The organism is Pseudomonas sp. B16(2017), from assembly GCF_002113205.1.
Classification (GTDB): Bacteria; Pseudomonadota; Gammaproteobacteria; order Pseudomonadales; family Pseudomonadaceae; genus Aquipseudomonas; species Aquipseudomonas pharyngis.
Genome location: NZ_NEKA01000027.1, coordinates 13,560 through 40,272, shown reverse-complemented (window position 1 = coordinate 40,272; position 26,713 = coordinate 13,560). Strand labels below are relative to the sequence as shown.

At 60.7% G+C, this 26,713-nt stretch carries 18 protein-coding genes; 15 read left to right on the top strand and 3 right to left on the bottom strand.

All coding sequences use genetic code 11. From position 1 onward, the window contains the following. Positions 1-236 precede the first annotated feature (236 nt). The 6 genes from recC to CAG25_RS27835 all read left to right on the top strand — a co-directional run bounded on the left by recC (position 237) and on the right by CAG25_RS27835 (position 11,938). On the top strand, positions 237-3,689 hold the full coding sequence (gene recC, locus CAG25_RS27860; RefSeq protein ID WP_085611244.1) for an exodeoxyribonuclease V subunit gamma: 3,453 nt from the start codon (positions 237-239) through the stop codon (positions 3,687-3,689). Continuing rightward, on the top strand, positions 3,686-7,375 hold the full coding sequence (gene recB / locus CAG25_RS27855; RefSeq protein ID WP_085611245.1) for an exodeoxyribonuclease V subunit beta: 3,690 nt from the start codon (positions 3,686-3,688) through the stop codon (positions 7,373-7,375). Before recC ends, recB begins: the two co-directional genes overlap by 4 nt. After that, a complete protein-coding gene (gene recD / locus CAG25_RS27850; RefSeq protein ID WP_085611246.1) occupies positions 7,372-9,462 on the top strand; it encodes an exodeoxyribonuclease V subunit alpha in 2,091 nt (696 codons plus the stop codon). The genes recB and recD overlap by 4 nt, the downstream gene beginning before the upstream one ends. Positions 9,463-9,597: 135 nt before the next feature. Next, entirely contained in the window at positions 9,598-10,173 is a 576-nt protein-coding gene (locus CAG25_RS27845) for a YfiR family protein (protein WP_085611247.1), read from the top strand. Then, positions 10,170-11,438, top strand: a complete 1,269-nt coding sequence (locus CAG25_RS27840) for a diguanylate cyclase domain-containing protein (RefSeq protein WP_064593290.1) — start codon at positions 10,170-10,172, stop codon at positions 11,436-11,438. Before CAG25_RS27845 ends, CAG25_RS27840 begins: the two co-directional genes overlap by 4 nt. Beyond that, positions 11,438-11,938 carry an OmpA family protein gene (locus CAG25_RS27835; RefSeq protein WP_064593291.1) on the top strand — a complete coding sequence of 167 codons (501 nt, stop codon included), beginning with the start codon at positions 11,438-11,440 and terminating at the stop codon, positions 11,936-11,938. The genes CAG25_RS27840 and CAG25_RS27835 overlap by 1 nt, the downstream gene beginning before the upstream one ends. Here CAG25_RS27835 and CAG25_RS27830 read toward each other — a convergent pair. Then, positions 11,935-12,882: a LysR family transcriptional regulator gene (locus CAG25_RS27830; RefSeq protein WP_039772937.1), complete on the bottom strand. Its 948-nt coding sequence runs from the start codon at positions 12,880-12,882 to the stop codon at positions 11,935-11,937. The genes CAG25_RS27835 and CAG25_RS27830 overlap by 4 nt on opposite strands. 149 nt (positions 12,883-13,031) lie before the next feature. Between CAG25_RS27830 and CAG25_RS27825 the strand changes: the two genes are divergently transcribed. Next, positions 13,032-14,558: a CoA-acylating methylmalonate-semialdehyde dehydrogenase gene (locus tag CAG25_RS27825; RefSeq protein WP_085611248.1), complete on the top strand. Its 1,527-nt coding sequence runs from the start codon at positions 13,032-13,034 to the stop codon at positions 14,556-14,558. Positions 14,559-14,567: 9 nt separating this feature from the next. Next, positions 14,568-15,455, top strand: coding sequence for a 3-hydroxyisobutyrate dehydrogenase (mmsB, locus tag CAG25_RS27820; RefSeq protein WP_085611249.1), 888 nt, complete (start codon positions 14,568-14,570; stop codon positions 15,453-15,455). 94 nt (positions 15,456-15,549) lie between these two features. Here the strand turns inward: mmsB and CAG25_RS27815 are convergent, their stop codons facing one another. Further along, on the bottom strand, positions 15,550-15,894 hold the full coding sequence (locus CAG25_RS27815) for a cupin domain-containing protein (protein ID WP_007953863.1): 345 nt from the start codon (positions 15,892-15,894) through the stop codon (positions 15,550-15,552). Between the two features lie 568 nt (positions 15,895-16,462). Between CAG25_RS27815 and CAG25_RS27810 the strand changes: the two genes are divergently transcribed. From CAG25_RS27810 to rfbA, 5 genes are read left to right on the top strand one after another with little or no spacing between them, the layout of a single operon-like run. After that, complete coding sequence (locus tag CAG25_RS27810; RefSeq protein ID WP_085611250.1) at positions 16,463-17,434, top strand: DapH/DapD/GlmU-related protein; 972 nt, start codon at positions 16,463-16,465, stop codon at positions 17,432-17,434. Then, on the top strand, positions 17,431-18,681 hold the full coding sequence (locus CAG25_RS27805) for a hypothetical protein (RefSeq protein ID WP_085611251.1): 1,251 nt from the start codon (positions 17,431-17,433) through the stop codon (positions 18,679-18,681). The genes CAG25_RS27810 and CAG25_RS27805 overlap by 4 nt, the downstream gene beginning before the upstream one ends. Before the next feature lie 22 nt (positions 18,682-18,703). Further along, complete coding sequence (locus tag CAG25_RS27800; RefSeq protein ID WP_085611252.1) at positions 18,704-20,881, top strand: prenyltransferase/squalene oxidase repeat-containing protein; 2,178 nt, start codon at positions 18,704-18,706, stop codon at positions 20,879-20,881. A 54-nt stretch (positions 20,882-20,935) separates the two neighbouring features. Next, positions 20,936-22,024: a dTDP-glucose 4,6-dehydratase gene (gene rfbB / locus CAG25_RS27795; RefSeq protein ID WP_085611253.1), complete on the top strand. Its 1,089-nt coding sequence runs from the start codon at positions 20,936-20,938 to the stop codon at positions 22,022-22,024. Between the two features lie 42 nt (positions 22,025-22,066). Continuing rightward, the gene (rfbA, locus tag CAG25_RS27790; RefSeq protein ID WP_085611254.1) at positions 22,067-22,990 is read left to right on the top strand and encodes a glucose-1-phosphate thymidylyltransferase RfbA; all 924 of its coding nucleotides are present in this window, start codon (positions 22,067-22,069) and stop codon (positions 22,988-22,990) included. Between the two features lie 98 nt (positions 22,991-23,088). On the opposite strand, the gene CAG25_RS27785 is transcribed toward rfbA, so the two are convergent. Next, a complete protein-coding gene (locus CAG25_RS27785) occupies positions 23,089-24,225 on the bottom strand; it encodes an LLM class flavin-dependent oxidoreductase (protein ID WP_039772929.1) in 1,137 nt (378 codons plus the stop codon). 125 nt (positions 24,226-24,350) lie between these two features. Here CAG25_RS27785 and CAG25_RS27780 point away from each other — a divergent pair, with 125 nt between their 5' ends. Both CAG25_RS27780 and CAG25_RS27775 read left to right on the top strand, forming a co-directional pair. After that, on the top strand, positions 24,351-25,256 hold the full coding sequence (locus CAG25_RS27780; protein WP_256575332.1) for an NAD(P)-dependent oxidoreductase: 906 nt from the start codon (positions 24,351-24,353) through the stop codon (positions 25,254-25,256). A 230-nt stretch (positions 25,257-25,486) separates the two neighbouring features. Next, positions 25,487-26,644: an oxidoreductase gene (locus tag CAG25_RS27775; RefSeq protein WP_085611256.1), complete on the top strand. Its 1,158-nt coding sequence runs from the start codon at positions 25,487-25,489 to the stop codon at positions 26,642-26,644. Positions 26,645-26,713: the final 69 nt, after the last annotated feature.

The following is a 26,713-nucleotide window of genomic DNA, read 5'->3' as shown; positions in this document are numbered from 1 at the left end:
CCATCCCGAACTCAGAAGTGAAACGATGCATCGCCGATGGTAGTGTGGGGTTTCCCCATGTGAGAGTAGGTCATCGTCAAGATTAAATTCCGAAACCCCAATTGCGAAAGCAGTTGGGGTTTTGTTTTGCCCGCAGGAAAGTTCGTACGGCATTCTCGGACGCCTTGCGGCTGTCCTCGCCGGCCGACAATGCTAAGGTTCAGCCCTAGCTTTTGTACTTTTCCAAGGAAGCCTTCATGCCGGACACCCAGTCCCTCAACGCTGCATTCATGGTCGTTCAGAGCAATAGCCTGGATGAACTGCGCAGCCTTGTGATCAGCATCATGCGGCGTTATCCACTGGCTCCCTTGGAGAACGAAATTGCACTCGTACAGAGCAACGGCATCGCTCAATGGCTCAAGCTGGCACTGGCTGAGGACCCTGAAGCAGGCGACTTAGGCGGCTGTGGTATCGCCGCCGCAATTGATGTGCAACTGCCGGGCAGTTTCATGTGGCAGCTTTACCGGATGGTGCTGGGTCGAGAGGAAATTCCGGCAAAGTCGCTGCTCGATAAGGCACCGTTGACATGGCGTCTGATGCGCCTGTTGCCACAGGTTATCAACCGTCCGCATTTCGAACCGCTGCAACGCTTCCTCACCCATGACACCGACCTGCGCAAGCGTTACCAGTTGTCCGAACGATTGGCTGACCTCTTTGACCAATATCAGGTTTACCGCGCTGATTGGCTTGAGGATTGGGCAGAGGGGCATCATCAGCTACGCAATGTGAGGGGTGAAGCGAAGCCGCTTCCTCCGACCAGTTGCTGGCAGGCAGAGTTGTGGCGCGCCCTGCTGGACGATGTGGGCGAGCAAGGCATGGCCCAAAGTCGGGCAGGCGTGCACCAGCGATTCATGGAGCGCATCAACAGTCTTGAAAGCGCACCGTCCGGACTTCCCCAGCGAGTGATCGTTTTTGGAATTTCCTCGTTGCCCGCACAAGTACTGGAAGCGTTGGCCGGGCTTTCCCGTTTCAGCCAGGTTTTGTTGTGCGTCCATAACCCCTGTCGTTATCACTGGGCCGATATCGTTGCCGACAAGGATCTACTACGTCATCAGTACAAGCGACAAGCCCGCAAAAACGGCATGCCTGTGGTGCTGGACTCGGAATCACTCCACCAACATGCTCACCCGCTCCTCGCTGCATGGGGTAAGCAAGGTCGTGATTACATCAACCTTCTCGACAGCTACGACGAGCCTGACAGCTATCGCGCAGCATTTCGTAACGGGCGTATCGATCTGTTCAGCGAAACCCAGCCGGAGAACATGCTCAATCAGTTACAGGACGATATTCTGGAACTGCGGCCACTCAGCGAGACTCGAGCGCGCTGGCCGGCAGTCGATCTGACTCAAGACGATTCGATCCGCTTTCATATTGCCCATAGCGCCCAGCGCGAAGTGGAGATTCTTCACGACCAGCTCTTGGCCCGTTTCAGCGCGAACCCGCAATTACGCCCTCGCGATGTGATCGTGATGGTGCCTGACATCGATAGTTATGCGCCGCATATCCGCGCCGTCTTTGGTCAGCTGGATCGTCATGACCCACGCTTCATTCCCTTCACCATGGCCGATCAGGGGCAACGCGGACGAGATCCATTGCTGATCGCTGTCGAGCATCTGCTCAAGCTGCCGGATAGCCGTTTTCCCGTCAGTGAGATCCTCGACTTGCTCGACGTTCCTGCGTTACGCGCCAGGTTTGGTGTGCAGGAGCGAGACTTGCCGACCCTGCATCGCTGGATCGAGGGGGCCGGGGTGCGTTGGGGCATCGATGCCGGGCAACGTGCCGAGCTGGGATTGCCCGACGAGCTGGAGCAAAACAGTTGGCGCTTTGGCTTGCGCCGGATGCTGCTCGGTTATGCCGTCGGCAGTTCCGGCGCCTGCGGGGATATCGAGCCGTACGACGAAATCGGTGGTCTCGATGCCGCGCTGATCGGCCCGTTGGTAGCATTGCTGGATGCACTGGAACTCTCGCATCAGCAACTGATGAGGCCTGCGCAGCCACAGGAGTGGGGGTATCGGCTTCAGGCGTTGATGCAGCTTTTTTTCAAACCCGAAGACGAGCATGACGACTACCTGCTGGCTCAACTCGAGGAGTTGCGCGAAACCTGGCTGGAAACCTGCGAAGCCGTCGGTCTGCTGGACGAGCTGCCACTGACCGTCGTCCGTGAGGCCTGGCTGGCAGGGCTGGATCAGGGGCGTCTGTCGCAGCGCTTTCTGGCCGGAGCCGTTAACTTTTGCACGCTGATGCCGATGCGCGCGATTCCGTTCAGACTGGTTTGTCTGTTGGGCATGAACGATGGCGATTATCCACGCGCTCAACCACCGTTGGACTTCGATCTCATGGGCAGCGACTACCGGCCGGGAGATCGTTCCCGTCGTGAGGATGATCGTTATCTTCTGCTAGAGGCACTCTTGTCCGCTCGTCATCAGCTCTATATCAGTTGGGTCGGTCGCAGCATTCGCGACAACAGTGAGCGGCCAGCCTCTGTGTTGATCGGCCAGTTGCGCGATCATCTCGCCAATGGATGGCGATCGGCTGACGACAACGAGGATCTCCTGATTGCCATGACCCAGGAGCATCCGTTGCAGCCATTCAGTTCGCGCTATTTCCATGAGGAACAAAAGCTTTTCAGCTACGCCAGCGAATGGCAGGTGCTGCATCAACCTCACAAACAGAACGACGTCGCCACAATGCTTGCCCCCCATGCCCAGGAAGAACCGTTGAGTCTGGAACTGCTGCAGGACTTCCTGCGCAATCCGGTCCGACACTTTTTCACTCAGCGACTCAAGGTTTACTTCGAAGCGGCGCAGGTACCTCAGGCTGATGAGGAACCTTTTGTGCTGGATGCATTGCAGCGATACATGCTCAGCGACAGCTTGCTCGGGGCAGCCTTGAGACACCCGGACAATGTTGATCAGGCGCTCGAGTCTCAAGCCCGACGCCTGCAGAACAGCGGACTGCTGCCCATGGCCGGGTTCGGTGAATGCCTTCAACGAGAGCTGATCGAGCCTTTGCCAGACTTGTTGCAACGCTATCAACAGCTGTTGGCGTTATGGCCAACACCGCTAACCAACGCGCTACCGATCAATTTTGAATGGCAGGAACTGCGCCTTGAAGGATGGCTAGGCGGTTTGCACCGGCGCGCCGATGGCGGCGTACTGTCGGTCACGACGATTCCCAACAGCATAGGCTCGATCAAGAGCCGCAAATGGCATCGCATGACCACGCCCTGGGTCAGCCATCTCGTCGCGTGCGCCAGTGGGCTCTCCCTGACGACCGCACTGGTGGCCAGTGATGACACGCTCCTTCTTGATCCTCTGGAACCAACCCGAGCGGGGCGAATTCTTGAGGATCTGCTGCTCGCCTGGCAGACGGGCATGCGCCAGCCGCTGCCGGTCGCGGTGAAAACGGCTTTTGCGTGGCTGGCACAGACCGATCCGGTCAAGGCTGAAGCGGCTGCCCGTAAAGCCTATGAAGGGGATGGTCAGACCAGCGAAGGTGAACGTCGCGAAAGCCCGGCTCTGGCCCGACAATTCGCCGACTATGATGCACTGCAGGCGGATGAAACCTTCTCAGGTTGGTGTGATGCACTGTATCGCCCCTTGCTTGAGGCGGGGTGGCGCACATGGACCCATGAGGAGGCAGGCGCATGAGCAATCAACAGCCGCTCGCGCTGGCATTCCCGTTAAGGGGCAGCCAACTGATCGAAGCCAGTGCGGGCACTGGCAAGACGTTTACCATTTCGGCGTTGTATCTGCGGTTGATCCTTGGCCACGGAGGCGAGGCGAGTGGTTTCGGTCGTGAGCTGTTGCCCCCGCAGATTCTCGTGGTGACCTTCACCGATGCGGCGACCAAGGAGTTGCGCGAGCGTATACGCACACGCCTGGCTGAGGCGGCCCGCTTCTTCCGTGACGAGACACCGCCCCCCGATGCGTTGATCGATGAACTGCGTGCACAGTTCGATCCGCAACAATGGCCCGGCTGCGCCAATCGCCTGGACATCGCTGCGCAATGGATGGACGAGGCCGCGGTCTCGACGATCCACAGTTGGTGTCAGCGAATGCTGCGCGAGCATGCGTTCGACAGCGGCAGTCTGTTTACCCAGACCCTGGAAACCGATCACAGCGACCTGCTCGGCGAAGTGTTGCGCGATTATTGGCGGCTGTTCTGCTACCCGATGCAGGGCGACGCCTTGAGCTGGGTCCGCAGTCACTGGGGAGGGCCGGCGGCCCTGTTGCCGCGTGTACGGGGGCTGTTTGGCACCGAGCGCGAAGGGAACTCAGACAAGACGCCATCCGAACTGATCGAAGAATGCCTGCAGGAACGCCGTGCGGCATTGGTGGAGTTGAAGGGACCATGGCGGCAGTGGTCCGATGAGTTGCTCGCTATCTGCCATCAGGGTGTCGCCAACAAAACGGTGGATGGGCGCAAGATGCAGGCCCGCTATTTCGAACCCTGGTTTGAAAAGCTCAAGGCCTGGGCTGAGGACGAGACGCTCGAACAATTGGATATCGGCACCGGGTTCGCCCGGCTCACACCGGAGGGCATGGCTGAAGCCTGGAAAGGCGAGCCGCCGAATCACCCGGGCCTGGATGCCATGCCTGTGCTCAAGTCGAGTCTCGACAATTTGCCGACGCCCGATGCGGCCGTGCTGCAGCATGCTGCCAAATGGGTCGGTGCTCGCTTTGAAGACGAGAAGCGCCGTCGAGCGGAAATGGGTTTCGACGACATGCTGTTGCGTCTGGATGCGGCTTTGCAGTCCGACGGTGGGGAGCGTCTCGCCACGCTCATTCGCGAGCAGTTCCCGGTCGCCCTGATCGATGAGTTTCAGGACACGGATCCGGTGCAGTACCGGATTTTCGAAAGCATCTATCGCATTGAAGAGGATAACCCCGAGACCGGGTTGTTTCTGATCGGGGATCCGAAGCAGGCGATCTATGCCTTCCGGGGCGCGGACATCTACACCTATCTGCGAGCCCGGCAGGCCACGTTCGGGCGTCTGCATACCCTGGGCACCAACTTCCGTTCCAGTCACGGGATGGTCCGTGCGGTCAACCATGTGTTCGAGCGTGCCGAGGCCCGTGAGCAAGGGCGCGGGGCGTTTCTGTTCCGAGAGAAAAACGGCGATAACCCGGTGCCGTTCCAGCCTGTGGAGGCGCAGGGACGCAAAGAACATTTGCAGGTAGCCGGGCTGGACGTGCCGGCGCTGAACATCTGGCATCTATCTACCGACAAGCCACTGTCCGGGGCAGTTTACCGCCAGCAGTTTGCGGCAGCCTGCGCCAGTGAGGTCACGACCCTGCTCAATGGCGGGCAGACCGGTCGCGCCGGGTTTGCGCAGGAGGGCAAGGATTGGCGTGGGCTGCGGCCAGCGGACATTGCGATCCTGGTGCGCGATGGTAAAGAGGCGCAGGCGGTACGCGGTGAGCTCGCAGCGCGCGGAGTCCGCAGCGTTTATCTGTCGGACAAGGACTCGGTCTTTGCCGCACAGGAAGCCCATGACCTGTTGTCGTGGCTCAAGGCGTGCGCCGAGCCGGATGTCGAGCGTTCCCTGAAAGCGGCGTTGGCGTGCATTACGCTGAATCTGCCACTGGCTGAGCTGGAGCGTCTGAATCAGGACGAACTGGTCTGGGAAACCCGGGTCATGCAGTTCCGCGGTTATCGTGAACTGTGGCGCAAGCAAGGGGTGCTGCCGATGCTGCGGCGCCTGCTGCACGACTTTCAACTGCCGCAGATGCTCATTGCCCGCAGTGATGGTGAGCGGGTGCTGACCAACCTTTTGCACCTGTCGGAGTTGTTGCAACAGGCCGCGTCGGAACTCGATGGCGAGCAGGCACTGATCCGCCATCTGGCCGAGCATCTGTCGCTGTCTGGGCAGGCAGGTGAAGAGCAGATCCTGCGTCTTGAAAGCGACGAACAACTGGTCAAGGTCGTGACCATTCACAAATCCAAGGGGCTCGAGTACCCGTTGGTGTTCCTGCCTTTCATCTGTTCGGCTAAGCCGGTGGATGGCAGTCGATTGCCGCTGCACTACCACGATGAATCCGGCAAGGCTCGCATCAGCCTGAAGCCCGACGCGGAACTGATCGCTGTGGCGGACACCGAACGCCTGGCAGAGGATCTGCGTTTGCTCTACGTCGCTCTGACCCGCGCACAACATGCATGCTGGCTCGGGGTGACGGATCTCAAGCGCGGCAACCACAGCAGCTCGGTGCTGCATCTTTCTGCGCTGGGCTATCTGTTGGGCGGCGGCGTAACGTTGAACGAATCCAGCGGATTGGCCCGCTGGCTGGACGATCTGCAACAGGATTGTTCGGCGCTGAGCGTTGTTGAAATGCCACAAGCCACCAGCGAGGTGTACCAGCCTCCGCGTAACGAAGCCACGCTGCGTGCCACCCTTTTACCGAGCCGCAGGGCCAGCGAGAACTGGTGGATCGCTTCGTACAGTGCCTTGCGCATCAGTGACGTGCTGAGCGCTGGCAACGACGAAGCCCCCGACAGTCCGCAAGCGCAAAAGCTGTTCGACGACGAACGCCTCGATCCTGAAGCACCGCGCGAGATCATCGCCGGCGGAGCTGATATTCACCGTTTCCCTCGTGGACCGAATCCGGGAACGTTTCTTCACGGTTTGCTCGAGTGGGCGGGTGAGGAGGGCTTCGCGGTCACCCGCGAGTCGCTCGATGATGCGATCGCCCGGCGTTGCAATCGACGGGGCTGGGAGGGCTGGATCACCACCCTCGGCGACTGGTTGCAACACTTGCTCAAACTGCCACTGCCTGCGGGCCTCGACCAACCGCCAGTGGTGCTTGAGCAATTGAAGCAATATCGGGTCGAGATGGAGTTCTGGTTCGCCAGCCACAAAGTCGACGTGCTCAAGCTCGACGAACAGGTGCGTCAATTCACTCACAACGGTGTGGCCCGGGTCGGCGCCGAAGCGGTGCAGCTCAATGGCATGTTCAAAGGCTTTATCGACCTGACGTTCGAGCACGAGGGCCGGTACTACGTGGCCGATTACAAATCCAACTGGCTGGGCGTCGATGACGCCGCGTACACCGAACGGGCCATGGAGCAGTCGATCCTCGACAACCGTTACGACCTGCAATACGTGCTGTACCTGTTGGCACTGCATCGTCAGCTCAAGGCGCGGCTCGCCGATTACGACTACGACCGGCATATCGGCGGCGCGTTGTATCTGTTCCTGCGTGGAACGCGGGCGCCTGGTGGAGGCGTTTACTTCGCACGCCCACCACGGGAGCTGATCGAGCGTCTGGACTTCATGTTCCAGGGTAAACCGCAACCCAAGGCCGAGCCCGCGTGGGTGCAGGGAGAATTGCTATGAATCGGACGTTCGCCGACCTGCTGCCCACGCCGCTGACCGCCGACAGCCTCGCGCAGCTGACACCTCTCACCTGTGCCGATGATTTGCTGCTATTGCTCACCCGCTGGGTCGAGCGCGGATGGCTGCGGGCACTGGACAAGGCATTCGTGGGTTTTCTTCATGAATTGGCACCCGGCGTCGATCCGCTGGTGTTGCTCGCCGCCGCATTGACCAGTCACCAGCTCGGCCATGGGCATGTGTGTCTGGATCTGTTTGAAACCCTCAAGGCGCCGGATTTCGCCCTGTCTTTGCCTCCGGAAGGGGACATGCAACCCGGTGCATTGCTGCTGCCATCGCAGCTGCTTGAAACACTCGACGGGGCGCACTGGTGCAAGGTACTGGCCGGCAGTTCGCTGGTGGCACTGGCCGCCGACGAAGGTGCGTCGGCTCAGGAGCGCCCGCTGGTGTTGTCCGGCAAACGCTTGTACTTGCGGCGCTATTGGGCCTACGAGCGGCGTATCGACAGCGCACTGCGTCAGCGACTCGCGGAGCAGGAAGCGACACCACCCGATCTTGCTCGGCGGTTGGACGCACTGTTCGATCCGGCCCAGCGTGCGGATGTCATCGACTGGCAGAAACTGGCCTGCGCCCTGGCCACCCGGAGTGTCTTCAGCATCATCACGGGCGGCCCGGGCACCGGCAAGACGACGACGGTGGTCCGTTTGCTGGCGTTGCTCCAGGCACCTGCGGTCGAGGCGCATCAACCATTGCGCATTCGGCTCGCGGCGCCTACCGGTAAAGCGGCGGCGCGGCTGACCGAGTCCATCAGTCAGCAGGTGCAGTCGCTGAAGGTCGCTGACAGTGTCCGGGAAAAGATCCCGACCGAGGTGACCACGGTACACCGCCTGCTTGGCAGCCGTCCCGGCACGCGGCACTTTCGCCACCATGCCGGTAACCGCCTGCCACTGGATGTACTGGTGGTCGATGAAGCATCCATGATCGACCTGGAAATGATGGCCAATCTGCTTGATGCCTTGCCGCCTCATGCTCGACTGGTGTTGCTGGGCGACAAGGATCAACTGGCCTCGGTGGAGGCTGGCGCGGTGCTGGGCGATTTGTGCCGTGATGCCGAAGCGGGTTGGTACAGTCCGCAGACTCGCCAGTGGCTGGAAGCGGTGAGCGGCGAATCCCTGCAAGACAGCGGTTTGCAAGAAGGCAGTGACAGCTCGCACCCGCTGGCCCAGCAAGTGGTGATGTTGCGTCACTCACGGCGTTTCGGCGAGGGCAGCGGCATCGGTCAACTGGCGCGACGGGTGAATAAGCAACTCTCGGACGAGGCTCGCCAGTTGCTGGATGCCAAAACCCATGGCGACGTGTTTTCGTTGCCACTTCAGAACGAGCACGACCGGAAACTTGAGCACCTGGTGCTCGACGGACATGGCGAAGGCCCCCACGGTTATCGACACTATCTGAGCATTTTGCGAGATCGACGTCCGGTGAGCGGAACGCCGCTCGAGAACCCGGGTTGGGTCGATTGGGCGCGTGACGTCCTGCGGGCCTTCGATACCTTCCAGTTGTTGTGCGCAGTGCGCAAAGGGCCGTGGGGCGTAGAGGGCTTGAATCAGCGCATCACCGATGCATTGCTCAAGGCGCGGCTGATCGAGAGCGACCAGCAGTGGTACGAAGGTCGGCCGGTGCTGATGACCCGAAACGACTATGGCCTCGGGCTGATGAACGGTGACATCGGTATCGCCCTGAAATTGCCCGAGCGCGATGGCCCGGATGCCGGTAAGTCGGTGTTGCGCGTGGCGTTCCCGCGTAACGACGGGCGCGGTGGGGTGCGTTTCGTGTTGCCGAGCCGGCTCAATGATGTCGAGACCGTGTACGCCATGACCGTGCACAAGTCACAGGGTTCGGAGTTTGCCCATACCGCGCTGATCCTGCCGGACGCCCTGAACCCCGTGTTGACCAAGGAACTGATATACACCGGAATTACCCGGGCCAAGGACTGGTTCACCTTGATCGAACCCCGCAATGGCGTATTTGAAGAGGCAGTACAACGCAAGGTGAAGCGCTTGAGCGGACTGATGCTGGAACTGGAAGAATGAAGGGCGCCTCGAGGATGAGGGTGCCTGGATGACCGGCGATTATTGACCGACCGGTCAGAGGTGCTGTATCGCTGGTGTTCCAGCGCTGTGCTATCGTTGCGGCATCATTTCGTAACGATCCAAGAGAATCCCTGCATGAAGGTGGCTGTCTGGGCGACAGAGCGCGTTTTTGTCTGCAAGCAGGCATTGTTTGCCGTTGTACTCTGTTTGCTCACGGGTGTGGCCGCTGCCCAGACTCCAGCCCCTGCGGGTATGGCCGAACAGCGGGCCAAATCCGTCACTCAGGTTGTCCTCGGTATCCTCAGTTATGCGCGCTGGCCGGTAGAGCCAGCGCAGTTGCGCCTGTGCATCGTCGGCCCGACCGAATACACCGATGACCTGGTCAAGGGCACGACCCAGGCCACGGGCCGTCCGGTCATCGTGCGCCGGCTGTTAGCCGACAATCCGGCCATCGTCAGCGAGTGCGACGCGGTCTATATCGGCAAACTCACCACAGACGAACGCAGCCGGCTGTTCGCGTCCCTGATCGGCCATCCGGTGCTGAGCATCAGCGAAGGCGGCGATCAATGCACGGTCGGCAGTCTGTTCTGCCTGCGGGTCGGTGATGAACAAGTGTCGTTCGAGGTCAATCTCGACTCCGTCGCCCGCAGCGGTGTGCGCATTCACCCCAGCGTGCTGCAGTTGTCGCGCCGCAAACCGGCGGTGCCATGAGACGCGACAAATCCACAGGGCGCCCGACCCTCGGCTCGGTCATCGGCCGTGGCAACCTGATTGTGGCGCTGGTCGCCGTGGCAATGGCCAGTGTGTCGCTGACGCTGCTCGGGGTGCTGGCGCTGCGGGTCTATGCCGATCACAACCTGCACTTGATCGCCCGCTCGATCAGTTACACCGTGGAAGCCGCCGTGGTGTTCAACGACAAGGCCGCCGCGACCGAAGCGCTGGCGTTGATCGCCTCGACCGAAGAAGTGGCCGATGCCCAGGTGCTGGACGCTCAGGGCCAATTGCTCGCGCGCTGGCAGCGTCCGGAGAACGGCCTGATTTCCGAGTTGGAGATGCAGGTCGCGCGAGTCATTCTGGAAAAACCCATCAACCTGCCGATCCAGCATCAGGATCGCGAGATCGGGCGGATCTTGCTGATCGGCCACGGTGGCAGCCTGATGCGTTTTCTGTTGAGCGGTCTGGCGGGGATCATTCTCTGCACGGCGATCAGCGCCTGGGTCGCGCTGTACCTGGCGCAGCGTCAGTTGCGCAGGATCATCGGCCCGTTGCACAGCCTGGCGGCGGTGGCGCATGCGGCCCGCAGCGAGCGGGCACTGGATCGACGGGTGCCACGGGCAAAAATTGCCGAACTGGACAACCTCGGCACCGACTTCAATGCCCTGCTCGATGAACTCGAATCCTGGCAAACCCACTTGCAGAGCGAGAACGAAACCCTCGCCCATCAGGCCAGCCATGACAGCCTCACCGGGTTGCCGAACCGGGCCTTTTTCGAAGGCCGCCTGATCCGTGCTCTGCGCAATGCCCACAAGTTGAATGAGCAAGTGGCGGTGCTGTTTCTCGACAGCGACCGTTTCAAGGACATCAACGACAACTTCGGTCATGCCGCTGGCGACGCCGTGCTGGTGGCGGTGGCGAATCGGGTGCGGGCGCAGTTGCGTGAAGAGGATCTGGTGGCGCGTCTGGGCGGTGACGAGTTCGCCGTTCTGCTCACGCCCTTGCACAAGACCGAAGACGCTGAACGCATTGCCGACAAGATCCTCGCCAGCATGGACACCCCGATTGCGCTGCCGGGCGACAGCAGTGTCGTGACGTCGCTCAGTATCGGCATCGCGGTTTACCCCGATCATGGCGTCACGCCTGGCACCTTGCTTGATGCGGCCGATGCCGCGATGTATCAAGCCAAGCGTTTGTCGCGCGGCGCCCAATTCACGGCCGGGACGGAGTACCCGGTCGATTCCGTTCAAACCAGGAGCTGATGCCCGTGTCCTCACTTTCCTTTCGCCTGTTTTCCACTCTGTTGCTGACGGCCATGCTGGCCCTGACCGGTTGCCAGACCGCCCCGCAAAAAGGCCTGACGCCGGCCCAGGTCGCGGTTCTCAAGCAGCAAGGCTTCGAGCTGACCGATGACGGCTGGGAGTTTGGCCTGTCGGGCAAAGTATTGTTTGGCAGCGATGTCGAAAGCCTGAATCAGCAAAGTACCGAAATCGTCGAGCGTATCGGTAAAGCCTTGCTGGGTGTCGGCATCGAACGGGTACGAGTGGATGGCCACACCGACGCTTCGGGCAAGGAAACCTATAACCAGCAGCTGTCACTGCGTCGCGCGAAAAGCGTCGGCAAAGTGCTGACCTCGGTCGGCATGAAAGAAGAGAACATCCAGTTGCAAGGCCTCGGCAGTCGCGAACCGGTCGCCTCCAACGATACCGCCGCTGGCCGCACCGAAAACCGCCGGGTGTCGATCGTGGTCAGCGCCGATTAGTCGGCGAACTGCATCTCTCGAGTTTCACCCATCAACAGCGCCTGATTGCGCTCGGTCACCTCGCGGATGTAATCCCACAACAGGGTGATCCGCTTCAACTTGCGCAGATCCTCCCGGCAGTACATCCAGAACTGCCGGGTGATATCGATTTCCTCCGGCAGCACCGGCAACAGGCGCGGATCCTGAGCCGCGAGAAAGCACGGCAGAATCGCCAATGAGCGCCCCTGCTGCGCCGCCACGAACTGCGCAATCACGCTGGTGCTGCGCAAATTGGCGCTGGCACCGGGCAACACGTTCGCCAGATACAGCAGCTCCGAGCTGAACGCCAGGTCATCCACGTAACTGATGAATTGATGCTTGCCCAGGTCGGCGGGGCGGCGGATCGGCGGATGTTTGTCCAGGTATTCCTGGGTCGCGTAGAGCTGCAAGCGGTAGTCGCAGAGTTTGCAGCACACGTACGGCCCGTGTTCCGGGCGCTCGAGGGCGATGACGATGTCGGCCTCGCGTTTGGACAGGCTGATGAAGTGTGGCAGCGGCAGGATGTCCACCGAGATCGCCGGGTAGGCGTCGACGAAGTGGCTCAGTTGCGGGGTGATGAAGAAGCTGCCGAAACCTTCGGTGCAGCCCATCCGCACATGCCCGGACAGTGCGACGCCGGAGCCCGACACTTGCTCGCAGGCCATGTGCAGCGTGCTTTCGATCGACTCGGCATAACTCAGCAGGCGCTGGCCTTCGGCAGTCAGCACGAAACCGCTGGTGCGGGACTTTTCGAACAGCAAAGTGCCGAGCGCCGCTTCCAGCGAACTGATTCGCCGCGACACGGTGGTGTAGTCCACCGCCAGGCGTTTGGCCGCCGTGCTGGCCTTGCGGGTACGGGCGACTTCAAGGAAAAACTTGAGGTCATCCCAATTCAGCGAGCCTAGAGAGGTGATGTTTTTTTGCATGATGGACGGGCTTATATGTGCGTTCTTATTAGAAGTTTGCACATCTATACTCCAAAAACAGTCCGACAACCAATTCGTGACACACGCCTCATCTCAAGGCGAACCTTTCGCCTTGGCTCCTAAGATAAAAACAAGTTCTGGAGACCAGCATGAACGCATCGCTTACGCCCAACGAAACCACGATCCAGAAGGTCAAGCTGCTGATCGACGGCGAGTGGGTCGAGTCGCAGACCACCGAATGGCACGACATCGTCAACCCGGCGACCCAGCAAGTGCTGGCCAAAGTCCCGTTCGCCACCGCTGCTGAAGTCGACGCTGCCGTCAGCGCCGCCCAGCGCGCCTTCCAGACCTGGAAGCTGACCCCGATCGGCGCGCGCATGCGCATCATGCTCAAGCTGCAAGCGTTGATCCGTGAGCATTCCAAACGCATCGCCGTGGTGCTGAGCGCCGAGCAGGGCAAGACCATTGCCGATGCCGAAGGCGACATTTTCCGTGGCCTGGAGGTGGTCGAGCACGCCTGCTCCATCGGCAGCCTGCAAATGGGCGAGTTCGCCGAGAACGTCGCCGGCGGCGTCGACACCTACACCCTGCGCCAACCGATCGGCGTTTGCGCCGGCATTACCCCGTTCAACTTCCCGGCAATGATTCCGCTGTGGATGTTCCCGATGGCCATCGCCTGCGGCAACACCTTCGTCCTCAAGCCATCGGAGCAGGATCCGCTGTCGACCATGTTGCTGGTGGAGCTGGCGATTGAAGCCGGCATTCCGGCCGGTGTGCTTAACGTCGTTCATGGTGGCAAGGACGTGGTTGACGGCTTGTGCACCCACAAGGACATCAAGGCGGTTTCGTTCGTCGGTTCGACCGCCGTCGGCACTCACGTTTACGACCTGGCCGGTAAGCACGGCAAACGCGTGCAATCGATGATGGGCGCGAAGAACCACGCGGTGGTGCTGCCGGATGCCAATCGCGAGCAAGCGCTCAATGCCTTGGTCGGTGCCGGTTTCGGTGCGGCGGGTCAACGTTGCATGGCCACTTCGGTGGTGGTGCTGGTGGGCGCGGCCAAACAGTGGCTGCCGGATCTGAAAGCGCTGGCGCAGAAACTCAAAGTCAACGCCGGCAACGAGCCGGGCACCGATGTCGGCCCGGTCATTTCGAAAAAGGCCAAGGCGCGGATTCTCGATCTGATCGAAAGTGGCATCAAGGAAGGCGCCAAACTTGAGCTGGACGGTCGCGACATCAGCGTGCCGGGCTACGAGCACGGCAACTTCGTCGGTCCGACCCTGTTCTCCGGGGTCACCACCGACATGCAGATCTACACCCAGGAAATCTTCGGCCCGGTGTTGGTGGTGCTGGAAGTCGACACCCTCGATCAGGCCATCGCGCTGGTCAACGCCAACCCGTTCGGCAACGGCACGGGCCTGTTCACCCAGAGCGGTGCGGCGGCGCGTAAGTTCCAGACTGAAATCGACGTCGGCCAGGTCGGCATCAACATCCCGATTCCGGTACCGGTTCCGTTCTTCAGCTTCACCGGTTCGCGCGGTTCGAAACTCGGCGACCTCGGCCCGTACGGCAAGCAAGTGGTGCAGTTCTACACCCAGACCAAAACGGTCACGGCGCGCTGGTTCGATGACGACAGCGTCAACGACGGCGTGAACACCACCATCAACCTGCGTTGAGGAATGGCCATGAAAATCGCATTTATCGGGCTGGGCAACATGGGCGCGCCGATGGCGCGCAACCTGATCAAGGCCGGGCATTCGCTGAACCTGGTGGACCTGAACAAAACCGTGCTGGCGGAACTCGAGCAACTGGGCGGCACCCTCCGCGCTTCGGCGCGCGAAGCCGCTGCAGATGCCGAACTGGTGATCACCATGTTGCCGGCTGCGGTGCATGTGCGCAGCGTCTGGCTCGGTGAAGACGGTGTTCTCGCCGGGATCGGTAAAGGCGTGCCGGCGGTGGATTGCAGCACTATCGATCCGCAGACGGCGCGCGATGTGGCGGCGGTGGCTGCCAAACAAGGCGTGCCGATGGCCGATGCCCCGGTGTCCGGCGGTACCGGCGGCGCCACAGCCGGGACGCTGACCTTCATGGTCGGCGCCACCCCGGAACTGTTCGCCACCCTGCAACCGGTGCTGGCGCAGATGGGCCGCAACATCGTGCATTGCGGTGAGGTCGGCACCGGCCAGATCGCCAAGATCTGCAACAACCTGTTGCTCGCCATTTCGATGGTCGGCGTCAGCGAGGCGATGGCGCTGGGTGATGCGCTGGGGATCGACACCACGGTGCTCGCCGGGATCATCAACAACTCGACCGGCCGTTGCTGGAGTTCGGAAATGTACAACCCGTGGCCGGGCATCGTCGAAACGGCACCGGCCTCGCGCGGCTACACCGGTGGCTTCGGCGCCGAGCTGATGCTCAAGGATCTGGGGCTGGCCACCGAAGCGGCGCGTCAGGCCCATCAGCCAGTGGTGCTGGGCGCGGTGGCGCAGCAGTTGTATCAGGCGATGAGTCAGCGCGGGGAAGGTGGCAAGGACTTCTCGGCGATCATCAACAGCTATCGCAAGCCGCAGTAATCGTCGTCAGGCCTGTGCTCGGCACAGGTCTGCACATCCAATGCAGTAGGTGTTGCCGGGAAATCACGTCGGGTGGTTTCCCGGCTTTTTTGTATCAGGCGAACACGAAATATTTGCGCACGGTCTCGACGACTTCCCAAGTGCCTTTCATGCCGGGCTCGACCACGAAGATGTCGCCGGCGCGCAGGTGGATCGGTTCCATGCCGTCCGGGGTAATCACGCAGTAGCCTTCCTGGAAATGGCAGTACTCCCACTTCACGTAGTCCACCCGCCACTTGCCTGGCGTGCAGATCCACGTGCCCATGATCTTGCTGCCGTCTTCGCTGGTGTAGGCGTTGAGGTTGACGGTGTGCGGGTCGCCCTCGAGCTTTTCCCATTTGCAGGCGTCGAGTACGGGCAGGGGATGGGTGTCGCGCAGAACGGTGATAGGTGCGGGCATGTCGGCTCCAGGCCAAAGGGAGTTAGAGCCGTCACCGTAGCTTTCGCGGGTACTGTCGGAATGTCTGGGGTCGACCTCCAGATGCCTGTAAGCGCTGGGGCAAGTCTGCGTGACTCGCGAATGCGCACCATCGCTGTGCATATCAGATGGTTTTAGTACAAGCGTGCACCATAAAAGTTCAATCAATTTTTAGACTAAAACGAGATAACCATTCTGACACCTATTGCAAAACAAAATCGTCTGTACTATAACATTCGTACTAAAGAACTATTCCTCAAAACGGAGCTTCATCTGAGTCACGGACAGACTTGAATCGGCTTTTTCTCATCTCGACAACTGACTTGGCCTTTGGCTCAAGTGTGAACTTCTATCTGTTGTTAATGAATAATGACAGTTGAATGAACCGGACAGTTAATAAGTGGCGCGGACGCAATGTCTCGCGTGCTTTGAGTTGAAGCCTTAAATGAACAGTTAATTAATTATTTGTGCACTGGCGGATTTATATCTGCGGGATACGCACGCCTATCGGAATTTTATGTGCCCGGCATCAATGGAATGAGGCTTTATTGTGGACGACATAAACGTAATTGAAGTTTCGACGACTGTTGATAGTTCAAGTGAGCTTGGCCGGCACGTCTGGGTGCGTGCCGGCAGTCGCCTGACAAACGTGCAGATCGGCGATGACTGCTTCATCGGTTTCAGATGCGATTTGCAGCACGCGTCCGTCGGCAAGTCCAGCATGTTCGCCACCGGTGCCCAGTGCCTGGGGACGGCGCAGTCGCCGGTTCGGATTGCCGAAAATGTCTGGGTGGGCGCCAAGGCCACCGTGACTGCCGGTGTTTCCATCGGTGCCGGGGCCGTGGTGGCGGCTGGCGCATTGGTGACCGCGGATGTGCCGCCGGACGCAATCGTCGTCGGTCGCCCGGCGCGGGTCATTGCCCAGCGCACTGTGGTCGAGGACGGCCGGCCGAGCCCGGAACCGGTGCTGGCCAAAGTCCGGGACCGGGCGCGCCAGGGCTTGCCGTCGATGCTCGATCGGTCCACGCAGTCGGTCGCGCGGCTCAAGTCGCTGAACCCCGACACCCAGACCTGGGACATCAGCGACGACGCCTTGATCGATGCCGAATTGCGCGGCGGAGCGTCGGTGGAAATCGCCCGGGACTGCATCCTGATCGGGCGCAGCAACCGTCAGGGCGGCATGTCGCAACTGGGCGGTATCGAATTGGGCACCGGCGTGCGACTGGCGACCGGTGTGGTTATCGAAGCAGCCGGCGGCGTATCCGTCGGTGCCTTCAGCGAGTTGTCCGAGGGGGTCACGATCGTGGCCTCCACCCATGATCATTCTTTTCGCTCACTGCCTTGGGAGGAGGCACCGGTGCGCATTGGAAGTCGTTGCGTTATTGGCGAGGGCGCCATCTTGGTAGGTCCACTGAATATTGGTGACGGTGCAGTTATAAAACCGTATTCGGTGGTGATAAGGGATGTATTGGAAAACACTGTGGTTCATGGCGTTGTTCAACTAATGGAGATTCAAGAATGATTTTATTTGCCCCCAATCCAACCGGTTCCGGTCACAACATGCGCGCGCTGTCCATCGCTCAGGCGATTAAAAAGCAGCGCCCGGACATGCCATTGACCGTGGCACTGGCTTCCCTGCAGCCGACCTTTACGCCGATGTTTGAAAAGTCCGGCGTTGAAGTTGTGGATATTGCCGGCCGTTTGGTCGATTACTCGAAAAAAAGCAACTTGTCGAAAGAACTCGACTGGAATAATTACATTGGCGGTTATATCGCCAATACCTTCTTGTCCGGCGAGCGGATTCTGTCTTACCTGGCCCTGATCGCCGAGTACAAACCGACCGCCTTGGTGTCGGACTACAACATGGCCGCCTGCCTGGCGGCGATTTTCAGCGGCACGCCGCTGGTGTTCGTCACCGAGCGCTACGACTTCACCCTGTGCCAGCTCGAAGACCTTGATCTGGCCGACGGCGGTTTCGAGGTCAATGCGCTGGAAATGGCCCGGGCCCGCACCGCGCTGCACAGCCAGTTCAACTGGATGATCAATCAGAGCCAACTGGTGCTGACCGACAAACCGTATGTGGCCTCTCTCGATCAGGGCACACCGGTGGCCGAAGCGCTGGTCAGCGGCAAAGCGCATTTCGTCGGCCCGATGATCCGCGACATCAATGTGCAGACTGGTTTGAACGTGCGCGAGCAACTGAACCTTGGCGACGCGCCGTTCATTGTGGCTTCGATCAGCGGCACCACGATGTTTGCGCAGAACAAGGACGCGCTGCTCGCCGCCTACCTCGACAGCTTCAAGATCCTGCGCGAGCGCAATCCGCAGCTGAAACTGGTGTTGCTGGGCCGTCAGGATATCCAGGCTCAGGACGGCGTCGTCTGCGTGCCGTACTACCCGGACTGGATGGGCCTGCTGCGCGAAGCCAGCCTGCTGATTTCGGCGCCGGGCTGGATCACCGTGACGGAAATCGCCGCACTGCAGATTCCGACACTGTTCGTGCTGCCGTCCAAATCCGAGTACCACGAACTCGAGGCGCTGCGCCGTCTGGAGCTGCTGGGTTTCCCGACGCATCTGGGCCACGACCGCGATGCGATCGTCGAACTGATCCAGGGCGAACTGGAAAAAGACACCAATGCTTCGACCTACTACGCGCCGCATCAGCAAGTGGCCGCGCCGGATGGCGAAGGTGCCGCCCGCGCCGCGACGCGCATCATCGAGTTGTGCCAGGGCAGCGTTGTGTCGCTGGCCGAAAGCAAAGCTGCTTAACCTCAAGGAAGAGGGATTCACCATGTCACTGCATCCGCAGTTTCTATTTGATCAAGGCCTCAAGGACATCGACCACGGCGGCTTTTTCGCCGTGACCGATGCCAGTGGCGAGGTCGCGATTTCCAGCGACAAGCAATTGCAGGATCAGGTCGCCGCGACGCTTTATCAGGCCGAGCACGGCGACGATGTCGAACTGCGTTTTGCCCATGACGGGCTGATGCGTTTGCATGATGCGTCGAATGGCGGTTTCCTCGAACTGGCCGACCGCTACTGGACGCCGCACGGCTCCGGACGCTGCCGCACGCTGGCATTGCAACTGGACGCACTGGCAGCATTGATTGCCTATCAGCGTCGGGTGCCGCAGGACGCGGCGAACAAGGCCGCGATCCACGGCCTGCTGGAAAAGGTCGAAGCGCTCTACGCCCGTTCCACCGTCGCCGGTCTGTACAGCAGCGACTGGTCGACGCCGCTGGAGCTGGCGACCTCGATCGATCTCGACATCAGCGCCACGGCCTTGCTCGCGCGTATCGACAATCAGCCGTTGGGGCTGGGGTTGGTCGGGCACTTGCAGATTCATGCAGAGAACCTGATCGACCGGGTGGCCGGCAGCGACAGCCAATCCTGTGTCGATGTGGCGCTGACCCGTTGCGGCGTGCGTGCGCAGGTCAGCCTGGTGCTGGCGCAACTGGCTGATGCGCGGGACGACAATGCGTTGTCGAATCTGGCCCGTTCGTTCCTGCTACAAACCCTGGCGCTGTTCCGCGATCCGGCGTACGGCGGGTATTGGGATCGGGTCGGGATCAACGGCAAAGTGCGTTGCGACTGGCACACCTCGTACAAAAATCACGAGTCGCCATTCCCGATCAAGACCGCCTACGACGTGGCGTTGCTGTTGCAGGCGATTCAGGCCTTGCCGTCCGGCGCGAGCGAAGCGGATCGGGCTTCGGTGACGGCAGCGTTGCTGGAATTCCATGACACCCGTAATGGTGGGCTGTTCATGGGCAAGGGCTACTTCTGGTCGACCCCGGATGACCCGACCGTGCCGTTCATTCGGCAGTTCTGGGCGCCGCCGCGTCAGCCGGGGATCTTCAGTATCGGCAACCTGACGTACCTGCCGTTGCACCTGAAAAGCCTGAAAACCCAGCTCGCCGCCGCCCACGCCTTGCAGTCCATCGAGCCGGCCGCTGCCGTCACTCATCATGACGATGCGGCGCTGGTAAACCGTGAGCTGCAAGTGATCGATGGCGGTGGTGATGTGCAGCGCATTCACCCGAATGGCGTGCCGACCATCAAGGTCGATCTGCAGCGTTATCTGGCGTGGCTGGCCAAGGCCCGGGCGTCGAATGAAACGCCCTACGGGCTGACCGCCGAAACCGCGCCGCTGGGTTTCCGTGCCGACAAGACCTGGCAGGTTTTTTCCGGGCTGCATGTGATTTCGGACTTGCACGCGCTGGGTCTGCAAATCGAAAACAAGGCCAGCCTGATCGATTGCATCAGGGCTTCGCAAAACACCGACGGTGGATTTGCCGAGCAACCGGGGCATCTGAGCGATGTGTTCGCCACCTACTGCGCGGTGTTGTCGCTGCGAGTGCTGGGCGCGTTGCCGAACGATATCGGCGGTTGCGTGCGTTACCTGCAAGCGTGCCAGAACCCCGATGGCGGGTTCGGCGATGTGCCGGGTTTTGGCTCGGACATCTGGCACACCAACCTGGCGGTGCTGTCGCTGCACGCCCTTGAAGCCAAGGCGCCGGACGAGCAGGGCGTGATGGCGTTCGCCTTGCGCTGCCGCTCGGCCGATGGCGGTTTCGCCAACAAGCCGGGTTATCCGCCGGACGCGTTTTCGGTGTACCGCGTGGTGTCGACGCTGTTCATTCTCAACCGACGCATCGTCGATGCCGAACAGACCGTCGCCTGGCTGCAAAAGCTGCAACTGGCCAATGGCTCGTTCCATTACCGGCCGGGCAAAGCGGTCAGTCTGGTGGGCACTTACATGGCCATCGCAGCGATGTATCTGCTCGACGCGCAGCCGACGTATCTGCAGGAATCGAAAGACTGGATCGCGGCCCATCAGAAGCAGGACGGTGGATTCGGCCCGCTCAACGCGACCTCGGCGACCACCGACGAAAGCTTCGTCTGCATCCAGACGCTGCTGATTCTCGAGCAAGGGCTGTCGCCATACTGGGTCGCGTTGTTGAACTGATCCGCACACAGCATCGAAGGACGTTCAATCATCATTTTGCCAGGGGAGGCGCTGATGAAAATTTTAGTGACAGGGGGCGCGGGCTTCATTGGCTCGGCCGTGGTGCGGTTTCTGATCGAAGAGACCGAATGTGAAGTGATCAACGTCGACAAACTGACCTACGCCGGCAACCTGGAATCGCTGGCCGATGTGTCCGATTCGCCGCGTTACCGTTTCTGCCAGGTCGACATCTGCGACAAGCCGGCGCTGGACGAGCTGTTCGCACGGCTGCAACCGGATGCGGTGATGCATTTGGCCGCCGAGTCCCACGTGGACCGCTCGATCGATGGCCCGCAAGCCTTCATCGAAACCAATATTGTCGGCACCTACACGATGCTCGAAGCGGCGCGTGGTTACTGGAACCGACTGGATGCGGCGCGTCAGGCGGCGTTCCGTTTCCATCATATTTCTACCGACGAAGTTTACGGCGACCTGGAACCCGAAGATCCGGCATTCACCGAGCGCACGCCGTATGCGCCGAGTTCGCCGTACTCGGCAACCAAGGCCGGTTCCGATCATCTGGTCCGCGCCTGGCATCGCACTTTCGGCCTGCCGGTGGTGATGAGCAATTGCTCGAACAATTACGGGCCTTATCACTTCCCGGAAAAACTGATTCCCCACGTCATTCTCAATGCGCTGCAAGGCAAGCCGTTGCCGGTGTACGGCGATGGCGCGCAGATTCGCGACTGGCTGTTCGTCGAGGATCACGCCCGCGCCCTGTATGCGGTGGTCACTCGCGGTGAGGTCGGGCAGAGCTACAACATCGGCGGCCACAACGAGAAGACCAACCTGCAAGTGGTGCACACCCTGTGCGATTTGCTGGAAGCACGCGGTGCGGAGAAGCCGGCAGGCGTTGCGCACTTCCGCGACCTGATCACCTTCGTCAAGGATCGTCCGGGCCACGACAAACGCTATGCCGTCGATGCCGGAAAAATCCACGCGACGCTGGGCTGGACGCCACAGGAAACCTTCGAAAGCGGCATGCAGAAAACCGTCGACTGGTATCTGGATAACCGCGCCTGGTGGGTGCGGGTGATGTCCGGTGCCTACGCGCTGGAGCGCCTCGGCGAACAACGCGACAAAGCCAAAGCCCTCGTGGCCTGAACACTCAGTCATTCAAAACTCACTGCTTGAAAGGAAAAAAGCATGGCCAAGTACAAAGGAATTCTGCTGGCGGGCGGCGCCGGTTCGCGTCTGCACCCGATTACCCTGGGCGTCTCGAAACAGTCACTGCCGGTGTATGACAAACCGATGATCTACTACCCGCTGTCGGTGCTGATGCTGGCGGAAATCCGCGAGATCCTGATCATCTCCACCCCGGAAGATCTGCCGGGCTTTCAGCGCATGCTCGGCGACGGCAGTCAGTTGGGCCTGAGCCTGAGCTACGCGGTGCAACCGAGCCCGGACGGCCTCGCCCAGGCGTTCATCATCGGTCGTGAATTCGTCGGTGAAGACAACGTCTGCCTGGTGCTCGGCGACAACATTTTCTACGGTGCCGGCTTCGGTGAAACCCTGCTGCAAGCGGCGGCGCGTGATGAGGGTGCGACGGTGTTCGGTTACTACGTGGCCGATCCCGAGCGCTTTGGCGTGGTGGAATTCGATGCTGCCGGCAAGGCCCTGAGCATCTGCGAAAAACCGAGCGATCCAAAGTCCAACTACGCCGTCACCGGCCTGTATTTCTACGACAACGAAGTGCTGCAGATTGCCGCCGACATCAAGCCGTCGCCGCGCGGCGAGCTGGAGATCACCGACGTCAACAACGTCTATCTGCAACGCGGCAAATTGAACGTGTCGGTGATGGGGCGTGGCATGGCGTGGCTGGATACCGGCACCCACGATGCGTTGATGGAGGCCGGCAATTTCGTCCAGGCCATCGAGAAACGCCAGGGCCTGAAAATCGCCTGCCTCGAAGAAATCGCCTACCACAAGGGCTGGATCGACGACGCGCAGTTGCTGGTGCATGCGGGCAGCATGAGCAAGACCGGTTACGGTCAGTATCTGGCCCGTTTGATCCACAATGACGTGGTGGTGGCGATGGATGCGCAGCGCCCGTTGAAAGGCGCTGCCTGATCCAGTGTGGGAGCGGGCTTGCTCGCGAAAGCGGACTTCCAGTCAACGATATTGTTGAATGTGCCGTCCTCTTCGCGGGCAAGCCCGCTCCCACAGGGTCAGTGGCCGGTCACGCTGTCGAGTTGGGCAGCTTTGACCGTGGCGCGTGGATCGGCCGACGGGGTTTGCAAACGGGCCAGGCGATTGGCGTGCGTCGGCGCTTCGGCCGCCAGCGGCGAACGGCGTTTGCGGGTTTCTTCACGCAGCACCGGCAAGACTTCCTTGCCGAACATGTCGAGTTGTTCCAGCACGGTTTTCAGCGGAATGCCGCCATGGTCGAACAGGAACAGCTGGCGCTGGTAGTCGCCGAAGTACTCGCGGAAGGTCAGGGTCTTGTCGATGATTTCCTGAGGGCTGCCGACGGCCAGCGGAGTCATTTCCATGAACTCTTCGAGGGACGGGCCGTGGCCGTACACCGGGGCGTTGTCGAAGTAGGGACGGAATTCACGGCGCGCATCCTGCGAGTTGCGGCGCATGAAAATATGCCCGCCGAGACCGACGATCGCCTGCTCCGGCGTGCCGTGACCGTAATGGGCAAACCGCGCGCGGTAGAACTCGACCAGCGCCATGAAATGCTCACGGGGCCAGAGGATGTGGCTGGCGAAAAAACCGTCGCCGTAATAGGCGGCCTGTTCGGCGATTTCCGGGGTGCGGATCGAGCCGTGCCAGACGAAGGGCGGCAGGTCATCGAGGGGCCTGGGGATCGAGGTGAAGTTTTTCAGCGGAGTGCGAAAGCGTCCGCTCCAGTTGAGGTCTTCTTCGCGCCAGAGACGATGCAGCAGGCGATAGTTCTCCATCGCCAATGGCAGGCCGTCGGCGATGCTTTTGCCGAACCAGGGATAGACCGGTGCGGTGTTGCCCCGGCCGAGCATCAGGTCCATGCGGCCGCCGCAGAGGTTTTGCAGCAGCGAATATTCTTCGGCAAGGCGCACCGGATCGTTGGTGCTGATCAGGGTGGTGGACGTCGAGAGAATGATGCGTTGGGTCTTGGCGGCGATGTAGGCCAGCAGCGTGGTGGGAGAGGAGGTGATGAACGGAGGATTGTGGTGCTCGCCGGTGGCGAACACGTCCAGTCCGATGTCTTCGGCCTTCTGCGCAATTTGCAGGGTGGCCTGGATGCGCTCGGATTCGCTGGGGGTACGGGCGTTGGTAGGGTCTTGTGTGACGTCGCCAACGGTGTAGATCCCGAATTGCATAAAGCCTCCTTGCCTTGGGTAAAGGTGTGTTTGAAACCCTCGCCGCGAAGAATGAATCGTCGCGGCACTTGAAATGTACGCCTGTACACGTACAATCGCAATTCTGCATCATCGTCTGAACGGCTTTGAACACCTCATCGAGAGAGGAACGCGACATGGAACTGGGATTTATCGGTCTGGGCACGATGGGCGCACCGATGGTGCTGAACCTGCTGAAAGCCGGGCATCGGGTCCGCGTGTGGAATCGTTCGACGGCACCGCTGGAGGCACTGGCCGCGGCCGGCGCCGAAGCTGTCGAGACACCGGCGCTGGCGGCCCAGGCCGAGGTGCTGATCTCGATGCTCGGCGATGACACGGCAATCCGCTCGGTGTTCTTCGACGCCAAGGCGCTGGACGGTCTGCGGGCCGGCAGCGTGCACGTCAACATGTCCACGGTGTCCGTGGCGCTGGCCAGGGAACTGGCGGCCGTGCACGCAGCGCGTGGCGTCGGTTACGTGTCGGCACCGGTGTTGGGGCGGGTCGATGTGGCGGCTGCCGGCAATCTGAACATTCTCGCCTCCGGGCCCGCCGAAGCACTGGCTCGGGTACAGCCGTTGTTCGATGTGCTGGGGCGCAAGACCTGGAGGCTCGGCGACATGGCCGAGGTGGCCTGCGCTGCCAAACTGTCGGCCAACCTGATGATCGCCTCGGCAATCGAATCCATGGCCGAAGCCTCGACCCTGGCCGGCGGCTACGGTATCAGTCGCGAGGCGTTCATCGAGATGATCACCTCGACCCTGTTTGCCGTGCCGGTCTATCAGGGCTACGGCAAGCTGATGGTCGATGAAACATTCGAGCCGGCCGGTTTCAAATTGTCGTTGGGCCTCAAGGATGTCCGCCTGGCGCTGGAAGCCGGTGAAGCGGCGCAGGTGCCGCTGCCGTTTGCCAGCGTGTTGAAGGACAACCTGCTGGACGGCATGGCCCATGGTCAGGCCGATCAGGACTGGGCCTCACTGTCGAAAGTCAGTGACCGGCGCGCCGGCGTGAAGTAATCCAAAAGTTTCAAGCAACGTAACTTGTACGCAAGTTACGTTGGCCTCTTGCGCCTTGCGTAATTGTCGGACAGTGATTGCTCTTTTATTGGGAAATGAAAGAAGTCTGATAATAGTGCTTGTCAAATGTACGACTGTAGACGTACATTTTTATCGGGGTTTAACAACAATAAAAGTTCTGTCTGTTTTTTCGTCTGCTGATCGTAAATAAATAATAGCTAGGAGCCGTTATGAAAAATCTAATGCAATGGAACAGCCTTCCCTCCGAATCCAATGAATGGCTCGAGAAGGTGCGTGCACTGAATCCGCTGATTATTCAGCACCGCGATTACAGCGAGCAGACCAATGCGACGCACAAGGATGTGATGTCCCGATTCTTCAAGGAAGGTTTTGGCCGGACCTCGGTGTCCAAGGCGTTCGGCGGGTCCCAGGTCGATATCCAGACCACCTCGGCCCTGCTGCTGGAGTTCGCCCGTTTTGACGCCTCGCTGTCCTGGCAGCTGGCGGTGCAAGTGGCGATGGGGCGCCTGTCGGACTACCTGCCGGAAGCCACCTCCGAAGCGATCTACAACCACTGCGACGGCTTCGTGATCGGCGCCATCCACTCCGGTGGCGAAGCGCTGCCGATGGGCGACGAGTACCTGCTGAGCGGCAAATGGGCGTTCGCCAGCGGCTCGGCCCACGCCGACTGGCTGGTCTGCACCGCCACCGTCAAAGGCACCGAAAACAACACCACCCCTGAAGTGCGGATGTTTTTCGTCCCCGCCAGCCAATGCACCATCCTGCCGACCTGGGACACCCTGGGCATGCGCGGCACCGGCAGCCATCACTTCCAGTGCTCCAACGTGATCGTCCACAAGTCTTTCTCGCTGGATGTCGAAACCCTCAAGCAATCCCCCGAAGCGCGCAGCTCCCGGGCCTACGCCACCGGTTACTACGAGTTCGGCACCCTGGCGGCGATGTCCACCGTGCTCGGCGTGGCCCGGGCTGCGGTCGATCATTTCCGCAATGACCGCGCCGTGAACACCGACCCGGGCCTGGAAGGGGTGATCTTCGAGAAGACCGGTCGCGCCATCTCCTCGGTGCATACCGCACAACTGCTGCTGGAGGATGCGATCCATCAGGTGATCAACCGTGGTGAAACCGTCGGCGAACCGGTCAGCGCCCGCGTCGGCCTGGCAGCCTCGGTGCTGACCGAAAACTCGGTCAATGCGGTCAACCAGATCTACTCGATGGCCGGTTCCAAAGCCGTCTACAAGTCGCACTTCCTGGAGCGTTGCTTCCGCGATATTCACACCGGTTCGAAGCACTTCACGTTGTCGCCTTTGAACTTGCACGGTATCGGCAAGTACTACCTGGATAAAACCAACGTACTGGCCGCGGCGTAACAGCGGATAAATAAAGCGGGCGCGTTTACAAGTGAAAGTTCACAGGGATCGATAACGCGCCCGTCTTTA